Source organism: Ochrobactrum sp. BTU1, assembly GCA_018798825.1.
In the GTDB taxonomy this organism is placed as follows: Bacteria; Pseudomonadota; Alphaproteobacteria; order Rhizobiales; family Rhizobiaceae; genus Brucella.
In genome coordinates, this window is record CP076354.1 from 646346 (window position 1) to 667665 (window position 21320).

Consider the following 21320-nt stretch of genomic DNA (forward strand, 5'->3'; position numbering starts at 1 on the left):
AGGCGGAATTTGGATGCTTTATCTTGCGGGAATGTTCTGGCCGGTTCTCTTGTTGTCGCTTGTGATAGGTATTGCAGTGGGATGGTTGACCGCTGCAAAGTGACTGGTCACAGGATAGGGCAAGGGCATGAATGGCCGATTTGTGCGGGGTATTTTTGATTGACTGCAGTGACTGGGGTCACGCGCAGATGCGTAGAGTATGAGGGAACCTAAATATGCCGATGTTGATCATCCAACTGGCGATTCTAATTGCCGTTGCCTTTGTGATTGGCTGCGTTTTGGGACGTCTCTTTAAAGGCAAGAAAAGTACGGCTAATGATAAGGAAGATACGATCATAGCGGCGGCTCTCTCTTCGCCGGCAATCGACGAAAAGCCTGAGCCGCTTGCGCCGTCAGAAGCTGAAGTAGTTGGCGGGCAGGAAACTGAGCCTGTTATTGAAGCTGAGGCACAGGCAACAAACGCCTCAGAAGAAGAAGTCACTCCGCCTGAAGCAGAAAGCGTTGTTGCCGACGAACAAGCCTTAGTTGAAGAAGCTGTTGCGGTCGTCGAAGACCCTGATCGTCCAGAATTGCTGGATGCACCAATACGTGGAAAGCCGGATAATCTGACGGCAATTAACGGAGTTGGGAAAGCCGTAGAAGGAATGCTTCAGCAGCTTGGGGTGTTTCATTATGCGCAAATCGCACAGTGGAGCACTGATGAAGCAGCTTGGATCGAACGCCGCATTGGTTTCGCCGGACGCGTTTCGCGTGAAGGTTGGATCGCTCAAGCGGGGAAACTTGTTGAAACATCCCCAAGTGGCACGTCCAAGCGAGGCTCTAAGGCAAAGAAAGCTGCCCCAAAACCCAAGGCTGCGCCGCGTACAAAGAAGACACAGGCTTGAGATTGGAAATCTAAACTTTCCGACTAGGCCGACTCAACGTCGGCCATAAATCAGGTCAGTTCGGATATCGGCGCTGCCGGTGAGGCGAGCTTTATAAACCTCATAGTTTTCCATCACACGCTGCACATAGTTTCGCGTTTCGGAAAACGGAATTCGCTCGATCCAATCGACAACTTCTTCAATCGGTTTACCGCGCGGATCGCCATATTTTGCAACCCAATCGGATGCACGACGAGGGCCAGCATTATAACCGGCAAAAGTCAGCACATAGGATCCGTTGAACCGATCGAGCTGTTCGCCTAGAAAATGCGCGCCCAGTGTCGCATTATAAGCGGCGTCGGTTGTGAGCTTCGGTGCAGAGAAAGCCATCCCATTGCGTGTCGCTACGCTTCTCGCCGTTTCTGGCATCAATTGTAACAGACCGCGCGCACCAGCTTTCGAAACTGCACTGATGTTGAATTCGCTTTCCTGACGCGCGATCGCATAGGCAAGCGCTTTGCCAGAGCCGCTGATATTCGCATGTGCTGGAATGGCACCAATCGGGTGCGATAGCGCGCCGACATCCAATCCACGGAATGCAGCAGCTTTACCAACACGCAGAGCTAGATAATGATTCTCGTTTTTCTCTGCCATCACAGCGAGAAGGGCGAGTTCACCAACGCTCCCGAGCTCTTGTGAGAGCTGCGTATAAAGTGAGGTTGCGCGATTTCCATAACCAATCTGCTCAAGACGCTTGATCGCCTGCACTGCAGGGCGACCAGAGAAACGCACACGCTCGGCATCTGTTGGTCTCGGATACGCTAGCTCAGGCGCCTTCTCATTGAGCTTTGCGGCAGAAAGCTGACCGTAGAACGTGGTGCCGAAATGTGCAGAACGTCGATAATAGCCCTGTGCATCGCCGCCAGCTCCAGCTTCTGATGCGCGACCCAACCAGTAATAGGCACGGGAGGCGGAAATTGGACGGGAGGAAATCTCTGCAATCTTGGCAAAATGCGGGGCCGCAAGCTTTGGCTGCTTGAGTGCACGCAATGCATACCAACCCGCATGAAACTCGGCTTCGGCTGCCATAGTGGGCGATTCGGCAGCATGTGCTGCTGCAAGTCGATAGGCGAGCTGAGGCTTGTTAATATCGAGAAGTTCGCGCGATAGAATGCGTCGCTCGACCCACCACGCGTCTGGATCAACGAGCGATGCTGCATCTTTTGGCGCTTTCAGCATCAGGTCTGTTGCTTCGCTAAAGCGATCTGCACGCCGCAGAAAACGAATCTGCAGGAACATATAGGCAGGGTTTGAGTGCCAAGACCGATCAACATCGGCAATGGCTTTTGCCGTATTCGGCGATTTTTGCGCAAGCGCTGCGTAAGCGTTATAAAGTGATTGTGCCTGTGCGGGGCCAGATAGAAGCTTGGCCGACTGCATGCGATCATTATAAAGCGAGCGCAGAAGACGACGCTGATGGTCGTCTCGGCTCAGAACGCTGCCAAATTCCTTCAGAATTTTCGCTTCATCATCTGCAGAAAGACGCTCTGTTGCCCACCATGGCGCTAGCAACTGGCGCGCCTTGGTACTGTTTCCGCTAGCTACATAGGCGCGTGCAAGAACAATCATGCCCTCAGTTGTCTGAGGACGTGTTGTACCAAATGTAGCAATGACCGTTGAAGCCGAAGCGTTTTCTTTTGCAAGTGCGCGTTCTGAGTTACGGCGTAAGGCCGACATGCCTGGCCAGCCTGGCAACTCTGATGCTGCCATTGCGATCTCAGCGCTAGGAACGCCGTCCAATCCGGATGTCGCGATCGACCATGTCAGAATCTGGCGATCAAGCGAGCCCTTGGGCATTCCATTGCGGTAGGCAATTGCCCCCGTAATGTCCCGGGAATAAAGCGCATCGAGACCGCTTTTTAGCGTTCCGCCAATTGCTGCAGGGTTTTCTACGCGACTAAAGGAGGAGGTAATAACCGGGTCTGGTGCCGCAGCAGGACGAGGCTTAGGGGTAACCAGATTGATTGGAGATTCATGTGTAGCGGTTGACGCAAAGGGGCGTGCCAGCGGCGTGGGAACCTCCGTTGGCAAAGATGATTGGGCATATGCAGCCCCCATTTGCCCTGCAAGAAGCGAGGCAGCAATAATCAAACCGCCCGAAAAGAGCGCTCTTTGCTTTAATGGCATATCTATATTTTTCTTACACATGATCTAACGAGAATAGAGTGCCTGTTTGCAGGCAAAATATTGTTCAAATCGGGCTTTTATAAGCCTGATCCACGGAGTGGCTGTCTGCTGTAAGACTATGATCTCGATGCGTGAAGCATTGGTTAATAAAGAGTTATGTTTTTCTCTTATCCGTTTTACCCCATAAAGGCATATCTTACGATGATGCTTCGATGAGTTTGGAGCAAACATTAGCAGAGAAATTTTCGTAAAACTGTCATTTGCGCGCTGATTTGGGCGGGACCCCCGCTTGCCGGATTTGCACTGCGAGACTATGGTGCATCGCCTCGCAACTGTTCTGGCATATAGGAAAGCCAGCTTGGTATTGCCGGGTTACGTCTCTATTTCTCAGGAGTTCACTGATGCTGAAAGGCTCGATTACTGCACTTGTCACGCCATTCGATAGTGAAGGAGCGTTCGACGAGAAAGCCTTTCGTGACTTCGTAAACTGGCAGATTGAAGAGGGGACCAAAGGTCTCGTTCCTGTCGGTACGACCGGTGAAACGCCTACGCTTTCCCATGACGAACATAAGCGTGTCATCGAGGTTTGCATCGAAGTTGCTGCAGGCCGCGTGCCTGTCATCGCCGGTGCCGGTTCTAACAACACTGTTGAAGCCATCGAGCTTGCGCAGCACGCCGAAAAGGCAGGTGCTGATGCAGTTCTCGTCGTGACGCCTTATTATAACAAGCCGAACCAGCGTGGTCTCTATGAGCATTTCTCGCGTGTGGCCCGTTCGATCTCTATTCCGCTCGTGATCTACAATATTCCGGGCCGCTCGATAATCGATATGACACCGGAAACCATGGGTGCTCTGGTTCGCGACCATAAAAATATTGTGGGCGTGAAGGACGCAACCGGCAAGATTGAACGCGTTTCGGAACAGCGGGCAACTTGCGGCAAAGAATTCATCCAGCTTTCGGGCGAAGATGCCACTGCTCTGGGCTTCAATGCGCATGGCGGCGTAGGCTGTATTTCGGTGACGTCTAACATTGCTCCTCGTCTTTGTGCGGAATTCCAGGCTGCTTGTCTGGCTGGTGATTATGCGAAGGCGCTGGAATTGCAGGATCGCCTGATGCCGCTGCACAAGGCATTGTTCATCGAGCCAAATCCCTCGGGCCCGAAATATGCGCTTTCTCGTTTGGGTCGCATTGAAAATGTTCTGCGTTCGCCAATGGTTACGATCGAAGCAGCAACCGCAGAAAAGATCGATCAGGCTATGAAACACGCCGGTCTTGTCAACTAAGGCTGGTATTTTTGCCCGGTTGATGGATTTTTACGCTCTCGCCAGTGCGAGAGCGTTTTCATTTCCGGGAATGAGCATTATATGGTGCCATTATGAATAAGCCGAAAAACTCTCCCGCCCGCAAAATGGTCGCTGAAAACCGTAAAGCGCGCTACAATTTCGAGATTACCGATACGCTCGAAGCTGGTCTGGTTCTGACTGGCACCGAGGTTAAGTCCTTGCGCGCCAATCAGGCCAATATTGCTGAAAGCTATGCCAGCTTTGAGAATGGTGAATTCTGGCTGATTAATTCGTATATTCCTGAATATACGCAGGGTAATCGCTTCAACCATGAACCGCGCCGCTTGCGTAAGCTGCTGATAAGCCGCCGCGAGATGTCGCGGATTTTTAACTCCGTATCACGCGAAGGTATGACCGTCGTTCCGTTGAAGCTTTACTTCAATGATCGTGGTCGTGCAAAGCTAGAAATTGGAGTGGCACGCGGTAAAAAGAATCACGACAAGCGCGAGACTGAAAAGCAGCGCGACTGGAACCGCGAGAAATCGCGTTTGCTGCGTGATCGGGGCTGACCAGCTCGAAGGTCTTTATAGCATTTCTAGCAAAAGTGCGAAGCGGTTTTGCGTCGGATAATGTGTAAAAACAAAAAGTTACAGCGGTTCCAACGATTCATTCTTAAGTGGATCGCTTTAAAAACAAAGAGCGCCATTTAGGCGCTCTTTTCGTTTGTAAACAATCTGGCAGCTCGAGATTTAGGAGCTGTTGCCAGTCGATATCAATAATCGTCGTCGAGATCGTCATCCTGACGGCGCTGCTGCTGTGGGCGCTCGGAAGGATCACGGCCGATTTCGGCTTTCAGTGAGACGAGGTCGATGAAGTGATCGGCCTGGCGACGCAATTCGTCGGAAATCATTGCTGGCTGCGTGGTCAGAGTGGAAACCACGGAAACCTTGCGGCCCTTGCGCTGCAATGCTTCGACGAGAGAACGGAAATCGCCATCGCCCGAGAAAATGACAAAATGATCGACGGTATCGGTGAGCTGCATGGCATCGACCGTCAGTTCGATATCCATATTGCCTTTGACTTTGCGTCGGCCCGTTGAATCTGTAAATTCTTTAGCGGCCTTTGTCACGACCTTATAGCCGTTGTAATCAAGCCAGTCGATCAGTGGACGGATCGATGAGTATTCCTGATCTTCAACCAGAGCGGTGTAATAATACGCGCGGAGCAAATAGCCCCGTTTCTGGAAGGCTTTCAAAAGTTTACGGTAATCGATATCGAAACCGAGGGTTTTTGAAGCTGCATATAAATTGGCGCCGTCAATAAAAAGCGCAATCTTTTCACGAGAATCGAACATCGTGTAATATATCCACTCTACGGTCGGAAGGGAGTGGGCCTGCGACCGCTTATTCAGATTTGTTTCTTAAACGGCGGGTGGTATTCATTTTTACCAATGCGTTTATTGCGTTCTAAGGACATATTATAGAAAAACAAGCAACCTATGATTGTTATTTGTGCAAACTAAATTACCATTACGTGAATTTTGCACATTGCAACCGATAATAGCACGATTTCTATTGTTCCGATTTGAACCAAGACGCGTATTTGTCATACAGATTTATCAAGAGACACATTTGTCATACAGATTAACAAAGAATAACGAGTTCATCGTTGTTGTATGAAGGTTATCGCTACGCATTTGCGCTTTTGCTTGTAATTTCGACGCATAAGCGTTATGTGCTGGGAAAATTCCGATAAGTTTTAAGAGATGAAAGGGACCGCCTATGGCCCGCGTCACCGTTGAGGACTGCGTAGATAAGGTCGAGAACCGTTTTGAGCTGGTTCTTTTGGCCGGTCACCGTGCGCGCCAGATTTCCCAGGGCGCACAGATCACGATCGACCGTGATAACGACAAGAATCCTGTCGTTGCTCTGCGCGAGATTGCTGACGAAACGCTGTCGCCAGACGACCTGAAGGAAGATCTCATCCATTCGCTGCAGAAGCATGTCGAGGTTGATGAGCCAGAAGCTGCTGCTCCAGCTCAGATCACCGATGCATCCGACGCACTGGCCGAGGGCATTTCCGAAGCTGCAGAAGACGATGTTGTTTCCTTCGATCGTATGTCGGAAGAAGAGCTGCTGGCTGGTATTGAAGGCCTCGTTGCTCCTGAAAAGAACGACGACTTCTAATAGCCTTTCAGACTACCGTATTTTACATGCGCTGTAGCCCGGCAAGGCTGCAGCGCATGTTTTTATCTGCTTGAACGCGACGGCCAAGAAGCCCATCACGCGGTAATTCACGCGAGTTTGAGTAGGGTTTCGACGAGAAATTAAGGCTGTTTGTAAAAAACAGGTTCAGAAGCTCGCAAAATATTCTATTTTTTAGCGATATCTGGAGCTTTTCTAACAAAACTGCGAAGTGGTTTTGCGTAGGGTAGCGCGGAAAAGTTAAGAGAGAGCGGCTCAAAGGATTCTGTTTAATGGGAACCGCTCTGATCTGAATAGTTGTTGTTTCGTATGTGACTGTGGGGAGTTTCTGTAGATGATGCGCCAATATGAGCTTGTAGAGCGTGTTCAGCGATACAAGCCTGACGTCAATGAGGCGCTTCTCAATAAGGCATATGTTTATGCCATGCAGAAGCACGGCAGTCAGAAGCGCGCATCGGGCGATCCTTACTTTTCACATCCGCTCGAAGTCGCAGCCATCCTCACCGACATGCATCTGGATGAAGCTACCATCGCGATTGCTCTTCTGCATGATACGATTGAAGACACGACCGCGACCCGACAGGAAATTGATCAGCTTTTTGGTCCTGAAATCGGCAAGCTCGTCGAAGGTCTGACAAAGCTTAAAAAGCTTGATCTTGTTTCCAAGAAAGCGGTGCAAGCTGAAAACCTTCGCAAGCTGTTGCTGGCGATCTCGGAAGACGTACGTGTTCTTCTGGTGAAGCTCGCCGACCGTTTGCACAATATGCGCACGCTTGGGGTGATGCGCGAAGACAAGCGTCTACGCATTGCAGAAGAAACCATGGACATCTATGCGCCGCTTGCTGGCCGCATGGGTATGCAGGACACGCGTGAAGAACTTGAAGAGCTGGCGTTCCGCTATATCAATCCGGATGCCTGGCGTGCGGTTACAGATCGCCTTGCTGAACTTCTTGAAAAAAACCGCGGCCTTTTGCAGAAAATCGAAGAAGATCTTTCCGAGATCTTCCAGAAAAACGGCATCAAGGCGAGTGTCAAAAGTCGCCAGAAGAAGCCTTGGTCGGTTTTCCGCAAGATGGAAACCAAAGGCCTTTCTTTCGAGCAGCTATCCGACATTTTCGGCTTCCGCGTTATGGTCGAGTCCACGCAGGACTGCTATCGCGCGCTCGGTTTGATTCACACGACCTGGTCGATGGTCCCAGGTCGGTTTAAAGATTATATTTCGACGCCCAAGCAAAACGATTATCGCTCGATTCATACAACGATCATCGGCCCGTCGCGTCAGCGTATCGAACTGCAGATCCGTACCCGCGTCATGGACGAGATTGCAGAATTCGGTGTGGCCGCCCATTCGATCTACAAGGATCGTGGTAGCGCCAACAATCCGCATCAGATTTCGACTGAAACCAACGCTTATGCTTGGTTGCGTCAGACAATTGAACAGTTGTCCGAAGGCGATAACCCGGAAGAGTTTCTGGAACATACAAAGCTTGAGCTGTTTCAGGATCAGGTTTTCTGCTTCACGCCGAAGGGTCGCCTGATTGCGCTGCCGCGTGGGGCGACACCAATCGATTTTGCCTATGCGGTCCATACCGATATTGGCGATAGCTGCGTAGGCGCCAAGGTCAACGGTCGTATCATGCCGCTGATGACGGAGCTTAAGAATGGCGACGAAGTGGATATCATCCGCTCCAAGGCGCAGGTGCCCCCAGCAGCATGGGAGTCGCTCGTTGCAACAGGTAAGGCGCGTGCTGCGATCCGCCGTGCAACACGTTCTGCTGTTCGCAAGCAATATTCCGGCCTTGGCATGCGCATTCTCGAGCGGGCTTTTGAGCGTGCCGGAAAAGCATTCAGCAAGGATATCCTCAAGCCTGGTTTGCCGCGTCTTGCACGCAAAGAGGTTGAAGATGTTCTGGCGGCTGTGGGACGCGGTGAATTGCCGTCGACAGATGTGGTGAAGGCAGTTTATCCAGACTATCAGGATACGCGCGTTACTTCGCAGAACAGCCCGGCAAAAACTGGCGAAAAGGGCTGGTTTAACATTCAGAACGCAGCTGGCATGATCTTTAAAGTGCCGGAAGGTTCTGAAGGTGCCGAAGAACCCGCTGCGACCGGCGAAAAACCGAAGCGCAAAGCTGTGCCGATCCGTGGCACCAATTCCGATCTGCCAGTGCGTTTCGCGCCGGAAGGTGCTGTGCCGGGTGATCGTATTGTTGGTATCATGCAACCAGGCGCCGGTATCACGATCTACCCGATCCAGTCGCCTGCATTGACGGCCTATGACGACCAGCCGGAGCGTTGGATCGACGTGCGCTGGGATATTGATGAAGGGATGCATGAACGCTTCCCTGCGCGCATCAGCGTATCTGCAATCAACTCGCCGGGATCGCTGGCTGAGATTGCGCAGATCGTTGCTGCCAACGACGCCAATATTCACAATCTCTCAATGGTGCGGACTGCACCGGACTTTACTGAAATGATAATTGACGTTGAAGTGTGGGACCTAAAGCACCTCAACCGCATCATTTCTCAGCTAAAAGAAAGCGCAAGCGTTAGTGGCGCAAAGCGTGTGAACGGGTAGGACAAATATGAAAACCGAAGATGTGCTTGCCGTCTTCCGCGAAGCGGGAGCGATCCTTGAAGGCCACTTTATTCTCACTTCCGGTCTGCGTAGCCCGGTCTTCTTGCAGAAAGCACGCGTTTTCATGCATGCGGATAAGACCGAGAAGCTTTGCAAGGCGCTGGCAGAAAAGATCAAGGCCGCTGATCTCGGCAAGATTGACTATGTCGTAGGCCCTGCAATCGGTGGTCTTATCCCTTCATACGAAACTTCACGCCATCTTGGTGTCCCATCGGTTTGGGTTGAGCGTGAAAATGGCGTTTTCCGACTGCGCCGTTTCGATGTGCCAAAAGGTGCGCGCGTTGTGATTGTGGAAGACATCGTCACGACAGGTCTTTCGATTCGCGAAACTATCGAGTGCATGAAGGATATTGGCATCGAAGTGGTTGCTGCTGCATGCATCGTTGATCGTTCAGCGGGTAAGGCTGATGTCGGAACGAAGTTGATTGCCCTCGCGGAATACGAAGTACCAGCCTATTCCCCAGATAACCTGCCGCCGGAACTCGCTGCAATCCCAGCGATTAAGCCAGGAAGCCGTAATATTTAAGCGATTTCGACTATATTATTGATTTTGCTCAAGGCTGTTTCCACCCTGCGGCGAAATTGCGCTTTGCGGTATTCATCTAGTACCCTTAATTTAGGGGGAAGGGCACGCCCATGCCCATCCCCCTATCTAGGAATTTGTCGTGGCTGTTGCGCCTCTTATATTCGACTCAAAATCCCCTTATCGTGCTCCCTGTGGAGTGTGCGTGGATTGCGACGTGCGTCGTATGGCGGTTTGCTCTGCGCTTGATGACGGTGATCTTGGCGCGCTTGAAGCGATTATGACCTCCAAGAAGCTCGATGCAAACGAGATGTTGGTGGAAGAGGGCGATCCAAAGCGCCGCGTTTTCAGCCTAACATCGGGTATGTTGCGCATCTATACATCGCTGCCGGACGGTCGCCGCCAGATTGCGGGCTTTCTTGTTCCGGGTGACTATCTCGGCTTGGCCGATGATGACGTCTACTCGCAATCGGCAGAAGCAGTTGTTCCGTCTGTGCTTTGTGCCTTTTCCACCAAGGAAATGGACAGTCTGATGGAGCGGTTTCCAAGGCTGAAAGAACGCCTCCATCAAATGACTCGCGAAGCATTGCGCACCGCGCGTGATAATCAGCTCGTGTTGGGCCGTCTTGCACCGGTGGAAAAGCTAGCAAGCTTCCTTTTGGTTTTAGGCGCACGCACGGAAAAGCGTGGCGGAAAGCCTAATCTCGTTCATCTGTCGATGAACCGCACTGACATCGCGGACTATCTTGGCCTGACGATTGAAACCGTTAGCCGGAGCTTCACAAAGCTCAAGACCCAGGGGCTTATCCAGTTACTGGACGCCAACACGGTCGAGATATTGTCTCGCCGCTCGCTTGCTGCGGTTGCCGGAATGGACCCTGACGCCGCATAATTTCATTTACAGCAATCCCAATATTTTTGTTTTGAATTCGTTGATTCAAATCAATGAACTTTGCCCCAGCCACCATTACACCTGACCGTAGAGGATGATGCAGCACATTGCAGTGCTGCTCGATCATAACGAGGTGAACAGGTGTCGTTGTGGCTGGCAATTACAATATCGGCTGTCATGTGTGCGGGCTTCCTTGCCGCCTCATGCCGACTTGCCCGGCAGAATGCCCGTCTTCGTCCAGTGCGCGTAAAGGTGAGAGACTCTCACCGGATCGTCAGGAGCGGGGAGTGGAACCATCATGCATGAAGCCGCGATAAGACGATATGCGGCGCTTGCCGTTCCCCGCTATACATCGTTCCCAACTGCTGTGGATTTCACGCCTATCACACCTGCCAGCACAAAGCGCTGGCTGCGTCAGATCGGTCCGGAAGAAAGCGTCTCGCTTTATATCCATGTGCCGTACTGCAAAGAGATCTGCCACTATTGCGGTTGTCATTCCAAGATGGCGATCCGCGAAGATGTCATCGAAAATTTCGTCGTAGCTCTGTTGAGCGAGATTGAAACTGTAAGCGCAAGTCTGACGGCTCGTCCGCGAGTCGTACATCTGCATTGGGGCGGGGGCACCCCTTCTATTCTGCATGCCACGCAGTTCAAGCGTATCATGGCGGCTCTTCGCCTGTCGTTTGATTTTCATCCGGACATGGAACACGCCATTGAGCTTGATCCACGCACGGTCAATCCAATTCTGGCAAAGACCTTGTCGTTGATGGGGGTAAACCGTGCGAGCCTTGGTGTTCAGGATGTGGATGCTGATGTGCAGAAAGCAATTGGTCGCGTTCAGCCGATTGAAACGGTTATTCGTGCGGCAACTCTGCTGCGAGAAGTCGGCATAGATAAGCTAAACTTTGACCTTATCTATGGTCTGCCGCTGCAAACGATTGAGACGCTGCGTGAGACCTGCAAGCGGGTCGCTGAGCTCAAGCCTGATCGCGTTGCCTGCTTCGGTTATGCACACCTGCCGCAGCGTCGTGCCAATCAGCGGTTGATCGACGAGGACAGCCTTCCGGATGCCGACGAGCGTTTTGCGCAGGCAAGCACAGTTGCCGATAGTTTCATCGGCTTCGGCTATCAGCCTGTTGGCATTGATCATTTCGCTCTACCTGACGACGCACTCGCTACTGCTGCGCGTGAAGGTGCACTGCATCGTAACTTCCAGGGCTACACGACGGATCGCTGCCATACACTGATCGGCTTTGGGCCGTCATCGATTTCACAATATCCGGGTGGATACGCGCAGAATATTTCCGATGTTGGACAATACAGCAAGCGGGCAGTAGCGGGCGATCTTGCAACCGTGCGTGGTTATACAATGCGCGATACGGATCGCGTGCGGGCAGGGATCATTACCGCCCTCATGTGCAACTTCCGTGTCGATCTGAACCATGCCGCGCCGGATATGGAATTTTCCGATGAGATGGCGCTGCTTCGTCCGCTGGTCGCTGATGGGCTGGTCGAGGTGGATAACGGGATAATTACTGCGACCGAAGACGGCAAGCCACTCATCCGCTTGGTGGCGGCAACATTCGACGAGTTTCGCAGGGAAAGTATGCACGGCTTCAGTTTCGCCGTGTAGCCGGAGCTACAATTTGCGCATTGCTGAAATATCATTCGCAATGTGCGCCAGAGCAAAGAAGTAGGGTGGTTTTCACTCTATTTTAGAGCTGCCGCTGCACCGGGCCGTCAAAAGGTCAGTGGCATTAGGGGCACCGTTCGTTGGGGGATGAACGGTGCCCCACTATTTTCAAACCAAAAGCTGGTTGGGCTTATCGTGCCTTTTCCATCTTAGGCAGGAAGATCGTCAGCAGGCCGAGAAGCGGAAGATACGAGCAGATCTGATAGACGAACTCGATGCTTGTGCGGTCGGCGACGATGCCGAGCGCTGCTGCTGCAATGCCCGCAATGCCGAATGCGAGGCCGAAGAACAGGCCTGAAACCATGCCCACACGTCCCGGAAGCAGCTCTTGTGCGAACACGATGATGGCAGGGAAGGCAGATGCCAGCACGAAACCGATGATCACGGTGAGAACAGTTGTTACTTCAAGGTTTGCATAAGGCAAGGCGAGTGTGAAAGGAACGATACCGAGGATCGATACCCAGATCACAGTGCGCGTGCCGATCTTGTCGCCGATAGGACCTCCGACGATCGTACCTGCTGCAACTGCACCGAGGAACACGAACAGCAGCAACTGCGATGCCTGTACGGTCACGCCGAAATGACTGATCGTATAGAAGGTGTAGTAGCTCGTAAGGCTGGCCATATAGACGTATTTGGTGAAGATCAGCATGGCGAGCACGGAGATCGACGCAATAACCTTCTTACGTGGTAGCGGCAGGGTTTTGTCGGGCTTTGGCTTGCTCTTATTAGCAAGATTATGCTGGTTGTACCAATTGCCAACATACCACAGCAGAGCCATGCCGATCAGGGCTGCGATAGAGAACCACGACACGCTGGCTTGACCAAACGGCAGCACGATGAAAGCTGCAAGCAGCGGTCCAATCGATGAGCCGAAATTACCGCCTACCTGAAACAGCGACTGTGCAAAGCCGTGGCGGCCACCCGATGCAAGACGTGCAACGCGCGCAGCTTCTGGATGGAATACCGAAGAACCGAAGCCGATGAAGGCCGCACCCAAAAGCAGGACCGAATAATGATGAGCCGTTGCAAGCAGGATCAGGCCGATCAGCGTGCAACCCATGCCGAAGGGTAGGGAGTAAGGCATCGGACGACGGTCGGTATAGATGCCGACGATTGGTTGTAGGATCGAAGCCGTTACCTGAAAGGTGAAGGTTAGCAAGCCGATCTGCCAGAAAGACAGGCTGTAGTTGTCCTTGAGCATCGGATAGATGGCCGGAAGGAGCGACTGCATCATGTCGTTCAGGAAGTGGCCCATACTCGTGGCCAGAATAATGGCGAGAACCGTATTGTTCGCGCTACTGCTTGTTGGCTGCTCGGCAGCACTCATGCTCATAGTCCTACTCCGAAGGTAATTTGGAACGGGATTTTCCCGCAAAGTGGTGAGGTCGGTTCGGAAACCCAATTCGTACGTTTACGAATATTTCTAACCTGACCATTTCATAATCATATTGTTTCGCGCCTGCTTTCGTGATTTGGTCCATTACCTTCGAGAGTGGGCCAAAGCCAATGAAGCCAAAATCGCCACCGGGGCTTTTATTACCGGGCAGTGAGGACCTGCAAAAGTTCCACGAACAACGGATCGCCATGTTGGAAAACATGGGCGGACCAGTCATTGCACTTCCAACAAAATATCCTGATGGCTATTTTGTTCCTCGACATAGTCATAGCCGTGCGCAGCTTTTATGCGCGTCACAGGGGGTGGTGCTGGTTACAACCGATGCAGGACGCTGGATGATCCCCGGTGATCACGCGATGTGGATTCCTGCTGGTGTCAAACATTCCGTCGAAATCGTTGGCGATGTGTTCATGCGCTCAATCTATATCGCTCTTGATGCAATTTCCGGTGTGCCAGACTATCTGCATGTGGTGGGGCTGACCGACCTGATGCGCTGTCTGATTATCGATGCAACCTCTGTCGATAGCATTCCCGAACCGGGAAGCCGCGATTCTTTGGTAATCGATCTCATTCTGAAAGACCTACACACCTTGCCGCAAAGGCCGCTGGGATTGCCATTTCCGGCAGACATACGCTTACAAAAGCTGTGTCGGGAGTTCGTGACGAAGCCCTCGGCCCGCGCAACGATTGACGAATGGGCTGACCGTATGGCGATGAGTAGACGCTCATTTACCCGTCATTTTCAGCGAGAAACTGGTGTTAGCCTATCTGTCTGGCGGCAGCAGGCTTGCCTTTTTGCCGCTGTCCCACGCCTTACCGAAGGCGAAGCGGTTACAAGCGTGGCGCTTGATTTGGGCTACGATAGCGTTTCCGCCTTCACGACAATGTTTCGCCGTATGCTGGGTGTATCTCCGAAGTTCTATTTACCTCGTATGCAAACAGCCAACATCGAGGGTCACGAGAAGCTGTTATCCGGATTGGTAGCTCAATAATAACAATTGTCTCGGTGAGCAGAGAGCAGTATTAGAAGCCCATGTTGTTCCAACGTCGAAATCCGCCGAGCCGAAAAGAGCGCCTGAGGCTGCTCGTCTGGCCGCGCCGTTCCTTTGCTCGCTCATTCAAATATGGCGGCAAGCGAGTGCTGCGCATCACCGCCTCTCCACATGCGGTGGCTGCAGGCTTGGCCGTTGGCGTTTTTTCAGCTTTCACACCGTTTTTCGGATTTCACCTGATTATCGCAATCGTTCTGGCCTATTTTCTGGCTGGTAATATTGCCGCTGCAGCTCTTGGCACTACGCTTGCCAATCCGTTGACGCTACCGTTCATCTGGGGAAGCACCTATGAGCTGGGCCGCTTTGTCATAAGCGGAGACCTGGAAAGCGCGCCGCCTTTACACCTGGGACATGCGCTTCAGACGATGAAATTCGGTGAAGTCTGGACGCCTCTGCTTAAGCCTATGTTGTTCGGATCGACGATTCTCGGTGCGGCTTTTGCGGTAGTCGCCTATTTCGTCACACGCTTTGCGGTAACTGCCTTTCGTCGGCGTCGGCTCGAACGCCTTGCTGAGAAGCACAGTCTCTATCGGTCGCGGGAGCCGAAAAACATATGATCATTGGCATTGGCAGCGATCTTATTGATATACGCCGTATAGAGAAAACACTTGAAAAGCACGGCGATCGCTTCACCCAACGAGTATTTACTGAGATTGAACAGGCAAAATCCGACGGTCGTAAACAGCGTGCAGCCTCTTATGCAAAGCGTTTCGCTGCAAAGGAAGCCTGTTCAAAGGCTCTTGGTACCGGGCTTTCGAATGGTGTGTTCTGGCGGGACATGGGTGTCGTCAATACGCCTTCGGGCAAGCCAACGATGAAGCTTACGGGCGGAGCAGCAGAACAATTGAAACGTATGCTTCCACAAGGCACGCGTGCTGCCATACATCTGACAATTACAGATGATTTTCCTCTCGCTCAGGCCTTCGTCATTATCGAAGCTCTTCCTTTAGCGGAATAATTGATGTTGCGGAAATGGTGAAAACTGGTTTCCCGACAAGGATATGAACAAAACAATTGCGATTGTGACAGGTAAACTCCTGCTCATAATCGTGCGAGAAACCGGTGATTGGATTGCCTCGGGCAATCTAAGCCGTTATTAGATCGCACATCGGCAAGCGGAGATACAATGAGCGTGTCCAGCAAAAGTGAGACTAAAAAATCGGGTGGCTTTGGCGAAACCATCAGCGTTATCGTGCAAGCACTGTTGCTGGCGCTGGTTATCCGTAGCCTGCTTTTCCAACCATTCAGTATTCCATCCGGCTCCATGCGCCCCACTTTGCTGGAAGGTGATTATCTGTTTGTGTCGAAATATGCCTACGGTTATTCGCGCTATTCGCTGCCTTTTGGTCTCGACCTTTTCTCAGGTCGTATCTGGGCCGCTGAGCCAAAACGTGGTGACGTTGTCGTCTTCAAGCTGCCAAGTGATACGAATGTCGATTACATCAAACGTGTGATCGGTCTGCCAGGTGATCGTGTGCAGATGCGAGGTGGTGTGCTTTACATCAACGATGTTGCGGTAAAGCGCGAACGCGTTGGCACCATCGATAATCCCGACGTGACGGAGGTCAATCGCCCGGTTGAAGTCTATCGCGAAACGCTGCCAAACGGTGTGACCTACGACACGCTTGATCTGGCGCCAAATTCCATTGGCGACGATACGCGCGTATTTGAGGTGCCAGCTGGCCATTATTTCATGATGGGTGACAACCGCGATAACTCGCTCGATAGCCGCTTTGGCGTCGGCTATGTGCCTTTTGAAAACCTTGTCGGTCGTGCAAACATCATCTTTTTTTCAATCGCCGATAAGTCAAGCCCGCTTGAAATCTGGAAATGGCCGTCTGATGTTCGTTTCAGCCGACTTATTTCATGGGTAAGTGGCGAGCCGCATACAGCTGTAACCGGAAACTAAAATGGTCTCCGCGAATAAAGCAGCAGAAATTCTGGAGGCGCGCACAGGATACCGTTTTCAAAATCTGAAACGGCTTGAACGTGCGCTCACCCATTCAAGTGTCCAGGCACCATCCCGTGCTAATTATGAACGCCTTGAGTTTCTTGGCGACCGCGTGCTTGGTCTCGTGGTTGCCCAAATGCTTTTTGAAGCATTTCCAGAGGCTCCAGAAGGCGAATTGTCGGTGCGCCTCAATGCGCTGGTCAATGCGGAAACCTGTGCCGCGATTGCGGACGAAATCGGGCTTGCCGATCTCATCCACACAGGTTCCGACATTAAATCGCTCAATGATAAGCGCTTGTTGAATGTGCGAGCGGATGTTGTCGAAGCACTGATCGCCACGATGTATCTTGATGGAGGGCTGGAGGCTGCGCGCGGCTTCATAAAGCGCTACTGGCAGGAGCGTTCGCTTGAGACCGGAGCAGCTCGCCGTGATGCCAAGACTGAGTTGCAGGAATGGGCGCATCAGCAAGGCAATGTACATCCATCTTACAGCATTTTGAGCCGCAGTGGGCCGGACCACGACCCGCTTTTCACCGTTGAAGTGACAGTGAAAGGATTTGCACCCGAAACGGGTGAAGGTAGATCCAAGCGGATTGCTGAGCAAAGCGCTGCAGAAGCGATGCTTTATAGGGAATCTGTCTGGAAACGCGACACTTCCGGCTAATGCGGAAATCTGCATTCTTTTAAGCGAAATTCGGCTATAATCGGATCAACAGCGACAGTGGTGGGCTTGTCGCATAGGGCAGATTGGTTTTGGGCGAGGAGCCAATCTCTGCCATCAATTTGAAATCGAGCAATTCCAGCGAAAGTGGGGACGGGACCGCGTCGGGAATTGCGCAAAACAAAATTGGAGTGCTTCCCACTTCTTGTGAAATGGGTTGCTCCTAAAAGGATAAGCAATGAATAATCCGACGACGCCGACTTCCGGCGAAATTGAAACCGGGCAGACACGTTCTGGCTTTGTAGCGCTGATTGGGGCGCCAAACGCCGGAAAGTCCACGCTGGTTAACCAGTTGGTGGGAACCAAGGTTTCAATCGTCACGCATAAGGTACAGACCACGCGCGCGCTGGTTCGTGGTATCTTCATCGAGAACAATGCGCAGATCGTACTTGTCGATACACCCGGTATTTTCCGTCCAAAGCGCAGGCTGGACCGTGCGATGGTCACGACCGCATGGGGCGGCGCGAAAGATGCCGACATCATCCTCGTTCTGCTGGATGCACAGGGTGGTCTCAACGAGAATGCAGAAGCGCTTCTGGAAAGCATGAAAAACGTGCGCCAGAAGAAGGTGCTGGTGCTCAACAAAGTTGATCGCGTTGATCCCCCGGTTCTGCTGGATCTGGCAAAGAAGGCCAATGAGCTTGTAACCTTCGATCAGACTTTCATGATCTCTGCGCTGAACGGTTCGGGCTGTAAGGATCTCGCAAAGTTCCTGGCGGAAACCGTTCCAAATGGCCCTTGGTATTATCCGGAAGATCAGATTTCCGACATGCCGATGCGCCAGCTTGCAGCGGAAATCACCCGTGAAAAGCTGTATCTGCGCCTGCATGAAGAACTGCCTTATTCCTCGACGGTAGAAACCGAGCGCTGGGAAGAGCGTAAGGACGGCTCGGTACGTATCGAGCAGGTCATTTATGTCGAGCGCGAAAGCCAGAAGAAGATCGTACTTGGCCATAAGGGCGAAACGATCAAGGCTATCGGTCAGGCTGCGCGTAAAGAGATCAGCGAAATTCTTGAACAGAACGCGCATCTCTTTCTGTTTGTAAAAGTTCGCGAAAACTGGGGCAACGATCCTGAGCGTTATCGTGAAATGGGTCTGGACTTCCCGACTTAAGGTATATCTGGCTGCTCCATGGAATGGCGCGATGAAGGCATAGTTCTCGGCACACGACGACATGGCGAAACAAGCGCCATTGTCGAAGTGATGACCCGTGAACATGGGCGTCATATGGGCATGGTACGCGGCGGGCGCTCCCGCCGCATGCAGCCTCTTCTTCAGCCGGGCAATCATGTCGATCTATCATGGTGGGCAAGGCTTGATGAGCATATGGGCAGCTTTACCATTGAGCCGCTTGGCTTTGCGGCGGCGCGGCTCATTGAAACGCCTGTGGCGCTTTATGGTATTCAGCTTGCTGCCGCCCATCTGCGCTTATTGCCAGAGCGTGATTCCCATCGTGGCTTATACGAAACGCTCCGCCTCATTATCGAGCATTTTGACGACCCGCTCGCCTCAGGTGAACTATTGCTTCGGTTTGAAGTGATGATGCTTGAAGAACTCGGCTTTGGCCTGGACCTCAAAGAATGTGCAGCAACAGGTGTCCGTGAAAACCTGATCTATGTATCGCCCAAGTCAGGACGTGCGGTCTGCGGCGATGCCGGTGCTCCTTGGGCCGATAAAATGTTGCCGTTGCCTGCATTCGTCAACAGCACATCAGTGCGTCCATCCTGCTATGACGACCTCAATGATGCATTCAGAATGACGGGCTTCTTCTTTTTGCGGCATGTGTGGGAACCGCGCGCGCAAAAGGCTCCCGATGCACGCGGGGGCTTTCTGAATGCGGTATCGCGAAGCATCAACCTGCAACAGGTAAGCTAAAGACTTCGCCCTCAAAAGTGTCTTTCCCGCGCCCGATTGCCTTGATCGCTTCAATCATGCGACCGTTTCTTTCCAATATCTGATCCGCAAGCGCGATGAGTCGAATATTCGGGGTAGCTGATGGTGAAAGCTGTCGCAGCTTTTGCGCGAGAGCTACTTCATCCAGTGCCGGATTGAGCGCAAGTGCTATAATGTAGGCGCTTGCGGTAGAGCGTGATACACCCGCATAGCAGTGAATGAGCATTGGCTTGGAGCGACCCCAATCGCTTGCGAAGGCCAGTATCTGGTGAATATGACTATCGTCAGGCATGACCAGCCCTTCGTGCGGCTCAACGATATCGTTGAAAGTAAGGCTAAGCCGCGTGGCGGCGCTCGGCATTGATGGAAGATCGCTGCTGCTCAATGACAAGATGTGACTTGGGCGATGCAGAGCTATTTGGGCTTCAAGCCTCGAAAGCGGACTGACCACAATATGCGTCATGGCTTATTTCTTTCGCGCCTGTTCCAATGTTGCAAAGCGCGCCAGAAAATCATTTTGAACGCTTTGTGTCGGACGGGGCGTCAGGTCCAGCCCTGCCGGATCGAAGCTGCGCGGATGGCCAAAATATTTGGTCGCTTCTGTTTCGCTGAAACCGGCAAGTCGTGTTGCCTCAAAAAAAGCTGCGACCTGATCGGCACGCTTGATCAGTTTTTTTAGAGACACGGAAATGGAAGCTGGCAGCGAAAACCGAACGTGAACTGCACTCTCAAGACGCGCTTCGATCAGTTTGTAATTCCCGCCCATCACAGCTTTGAAGGGCGAAATCATGTCGCCAATGACATATTCAGGCGCATCGTGCAGGAGCGTCAACATTTGCCATTCGATGCTCGCATCAGGCACAAGCCGGTTGAAAATCTGTTCAACCAGCAACGAGTGCTGGGCAACCGAATAGGCGTGTTCGCCGACGGTCTGCCCATTCCAGCGGGCGACACGCGCAAGACCATGCGCGATGTCTTCAATCTCTACATCAAGGGGCGATGGATCAAGAAGATCCAGTCTGCGGCCTGACAACATGCGCTGCCAGGCGCGATCTTTGCCCGATGACCGGTCAGCGGCTGCCATCAGGCTTTGTCCGCGTCGGCAGTCGGAAATGTGAAGCGTACATGCGGGGGAAGGGCGAGCGTAATTTCGGCCTCACCAGCCAGAATCGGCGTGCCGGAATCAAGCGCATCCTTCACCCGGTCAATGCGCACAAGCGCCAGACCGAGTTTGCCGGATGAACTGCCAAGGGTTCCGATATCGCGCCCACCGACCGTAACCGACGTACCCATTGCGGGCAGGGGCGCGTCAGATTTTGCCACGAGGACGCGTCGACGCGGCGTGCCGCGGTGATGCATACGCGAGACGACTTCCTGCCCGATGAAACAGCCTTTCGGGAAAGTCACGCCGCCAGTCTGATCGAAATTAATGTCGTGAGGAAACACATCATTATAGGCGAAGTCGGCTTCACCTTCGGCAATGCCATATTCAGCGCGAAGAGCAATCCATGCACTTTCATCGCTGATTTCACCGGCCTGTCCGTAAATGCGAATAACATTCAGTTCTTCAGGGAACCGGGTATCGCGCTTAATTGAATCGCTTTCTGAGGAAGCGGAATCGTTCTGCCAGCAAACACTCACAAGTGATTCTGGCAATTGGCTAATTTCTGCTTTGGCGCGCAGACGATAGAGCGTCATCCGCTTAGCAAAATCAGCTGCAATGCCAGCAGGCATGTCGAATCGCAGCCCGTCTTCCATGCGCGACACAAGGAAGTCGAACATGATCTTGCCCTGCGGTGCCAACAGCGCGCCGGGTTTCAGCTCATCGGCGCCAAGCTTGTCGAGATTGGTTGTGATCACGGCCTGCACGAATTTTTCCGCGTCTTCGCCTGTAATGTGAACCAGTGCTCTGTTGGAAAGATTGATCGTTTCCGCTACCGTCGCCATCGCTTCTTCCTTGCCTTTATAACCATCGTTACGTAAGCCGCATTGAAAAGGCTCGCAAGTCCCATTCAGCCAG

General features: G+C 52.4%; 21 protein-coding genes. 15 read left to right on the forward strand and 6 right to left on the reverse strand.

The window, feature by feature from the left end; all coding sequences use genetic code 11:
• Positions 1-215: 215 nt before the first annotated feature.
• Positions 216-884 carry an endonuclease gene (locus KMS41_03075; protein QWK78242.1) on the forward strand — a complete coding sequence of 223 codons (669 nt, stop codon included), beginning with the start codon at positions 216-218 and terminating at the stop codon, positions 882-884.
• 33 nt (positions 885-917) lie between these two features.
• Here the strand turns inward: KMS41_03075 and KMS41_03080 are convergent, their stop codons facing one another.
• The gene (locus KMS41_03080; GenBank protein QWK78755.1) at positions 918-2981 is read right to left on the reverse strand and encodes a lytic transglycosylase domain-containing protein; all 2064 of its coding nucleotides are present in this window, start codon (positions 2979-2981) and stop codon (positions 918-920) included.
• A gap of 470 nt (positions 2982-3451) precedes the next feature.
• Between KMS41_03080 and dapA the strand changes: the two genes are divergently transcribed.
• Complete coding sequence (dapA, locus tag KMS41_03085) at positions 3452-4333, forward strand: 4-hydroxy-tetrahydrodipicolinate synthase (GenBank protein ID QWK78243.1); 882 nt, start codon at positions 3452-3454, stop codon at positions 4331-4333.
• A 92-nt stretch (positions 4334-4425) separates the two neighbouring features.
• A complete protein-coding gene (smpB, locus tag KMS41_03090) occupies positions 4426-4902 on the forward strand; it encodes an SsrA-binding protein SmpB (protein ID QWK78244.1) in 477 nt (158 codons plus the stop codon).
• A 203-nt stretch (positions 4903-5105) separates the two neighbouring features.
• Here the strand turns inward: smpB and KMS41_03095 are convergent, their stop codons facing one another.
• On the reverse strand, positions 5106-5687 hold the full coding sequence (locus KMS41_03095; GenBank protein ID QWK78245.1) for an NYN domain-containing protein: 582 nt from the start codon (positions 5685-5687) through the stop codon (positions 5106-5108).
• Positions 5688-6114: 427 nt separating this feature from the next.
• Between KMS41_03095 and rpoZ the strand changes: the two genes are divergently transcribed.
• The 5 genes from rpoZ to hemN all read left to right on the forward strand — a co-directional run bounded on the left by rpoZ (position 6115) and on the right by hemN (position 12223).
• Complete coding sequence (gene rpoZ / locus KMS41_03100) at positions 6115-6519, forward strand: DNA-directed RNA polymerase subunit omega (protein ID QWK78246.1); 405 nt, start codon at positions 6115-6117, stop codon at positions 6517-6519.
• Positions 6520-6871: 352 nt separating this feature from the next.
• Entirely contained in the window at positions 6872-9115 is a 2244-nt protein-coding gene (locus KMS41_03105; GenBank protein ID QWK78247.1) for a bifunctional (p)ppGpp synthetase/guanosine-3',5'-bis(diphosphate) 3'-pyrophosphohydrolase, read from the forward strand.
• A gap of 7 nt (positions 9116-9122) precedes the next feature.
• Entirely contained in the window at positions 9123-9701 is a 579-nt protein-coding gene (gene pyrE, locus KMS41_03110; GenBank protein QWK78248.1) for an orotate phosphoribosyltransferase, read from the forward strand.
• A 139-nt stretch (positions 9702-9840) separates the two neighbouring features.
• Complete coding sequence (locus KMS41_03115; GenBank protein QWK78249.1) at positions 9841-10590, forward strand: helix-turn-helix domain-containing protein; 750 nt, start codon at positions 9841-9843, stop codon at positions 10588-10590.
• Between the two features lie 298 nt (positions 10591-10888).
• Positions 10889-12223 carry an oxygen-independent coproporphyrinogen III oxidase gene (gene hemN / locus KMS41_03120; GenBank protein QWK78250.1) on the forward strand — a complete coding sequence of 445 codons (1335 nt, stop codon included), beginning with the start codon at positions 10889-10891 and terminating at the stop codon, positions 12221-12223.
• A gap of 190 nt (positions 12224-12413) precedes the next feature.
• Here hemN and KMS41_03125 read toward each other — a convergent pair whose 3' ends face one another.
• A complete protein-coding gene (locus KMS41_03125; protein QWK78251.1) occupies positions 12414-13619 on the reverse strand; it encodes an MFS transporter in 1206 nt (401 codons plus the stop codon).
• 173 nt (positions 13620-13792) lie between these two features.
• Here KMS41_03125 and KMS41_03130 point away from each other — a divergent pair, with 173 nt between their 5' ends.
• The 7 genes from KMS41_03130 (at position 13793) to recO (ending at position 19282) form a co-directional block, all read left to right on the forward strand.
• Positions 13793-14674 carry a helix-turn-helix transcriptional regulator gene (locus KMS41_03130; protein QWK78252.1) on the forward strand — a complete coding sequence of 294 codons (882 nt, stop codon included), beginning with the start codon at positions 13793-13795 and terminating at the stop codon, positions 14672-14674.
• A 41-nt stretch (positions 14675-14715) separates the two neighbouring features.
• The gene (locus tag KMS41_03135) at positions 14716-15291 is read left to right on the forward strand and encodes a DUF2062 domain-containing protein (GenBank protein QWK78253.1); all 576 of its coding nucleotides are present in this window, start codon (positions 14716-14718) and stop codon (positions 15289-15291) included.
• A complete protein-coding gene (gene acpS / locus KMS41_03140; GenBank protein QWK78254.1) occupies positions 15288-15692 on the forward strand; it encodes a holo-ACP synthase in 405 nt (134 codons plus the stop codon). The genes KMS41_03135 and acpS overlap by 4 nt, the downstream gene beginning before the upstream one ends.
• 168 nt (positions 15693-15860) lie before the next feature.
• Positions 15861-16643, forward strand: a complete 783-nt coding sequence (lepB, locus tag KMS41_03145; protein QWK78255.1) for a signal peptidase I — start codon at positions 15861-15863, stop codon at positions 16641-16643.
• Between the two features lies 1 nt (position 16644).
• Positions 16645-17349 (forward strand): ribonuclease III, encoded by a 705-nt coding sequence (gene rnc, locus KMS41_03150; GenBank protein QWK78256.1) that lies wholly within the window; start codon positions 16645-16647, stop codon positions 17347-17349.
• A 235-nt stretch (positions 17350-17584) separates the two neighbouring features.
• Positions 17585-18520 (forward strand): GTPase Era, encoded by a 936-nt coding sequence (gene era, locus KMS41_03155; GenBank protein QWK78257.1) that lies wholly within the window; start codon positions 17585-17587, stop codon positions 18518-18520.
• A gap of 18 nt (positions 18521-18538) precedes the next feature.
• Positions 18539-19282: a DNA repair protein RecO gene (recO, locus tag KMS41_03160; GenBank protein QWK78258.1), complete on the forward strand. Its 744-nt coding sequence runs from the start codon at positions 18539-18541 to the stop codon at positions 19280-19282.
• Here the strand turns inward: recO and KMS41_03165 are convergent.
• From KMS41_03165 to KMS41_03175, 3 genes are read right to left on the reverse strand one after another with little or no spacing between them, the layout of a single operon-like run.
• Positions 19260-19763 carry a tyrosine protein phosphatase gene (locus KMS41_03165; protein QWK78259.1) on the reverse strand — a complete coding sequence of 168 codons (504 nt, stop codon included), beginning with the start codon at positions 19761-19763 and terminating at the stop codon, positions 19260-19262. The genes recO and KMS41_03165 overlap by 23 nt on opposite strands.
• Before the next feature lie 3 nt (positions 19764-19766).
• Positions 19767-20384, reverse strand: a complete 618-nt coding sequence (locus KMS41_03170) for an HD family hydrolase (protein ID QWK78260.1) — start codon at positions 20382-20384, stop codon at positions 19767-19769.
• Positions 20384-21247 (reverse strand): folate-binding protein YgfZ, encoded by an 864-nt coding sequence (locus tag KMS41_03175; protein ID QWK78261.1) that lies wholly within the window; start codon positions 21245-21247, stop codon positions 20384-20386. Before KMS41_03175 ends, KMS41_03170 begins: the two co-directional genes overlap by 1 nt.
• Positions 21248-21320 lie beyond the last annotated feature (73 nt).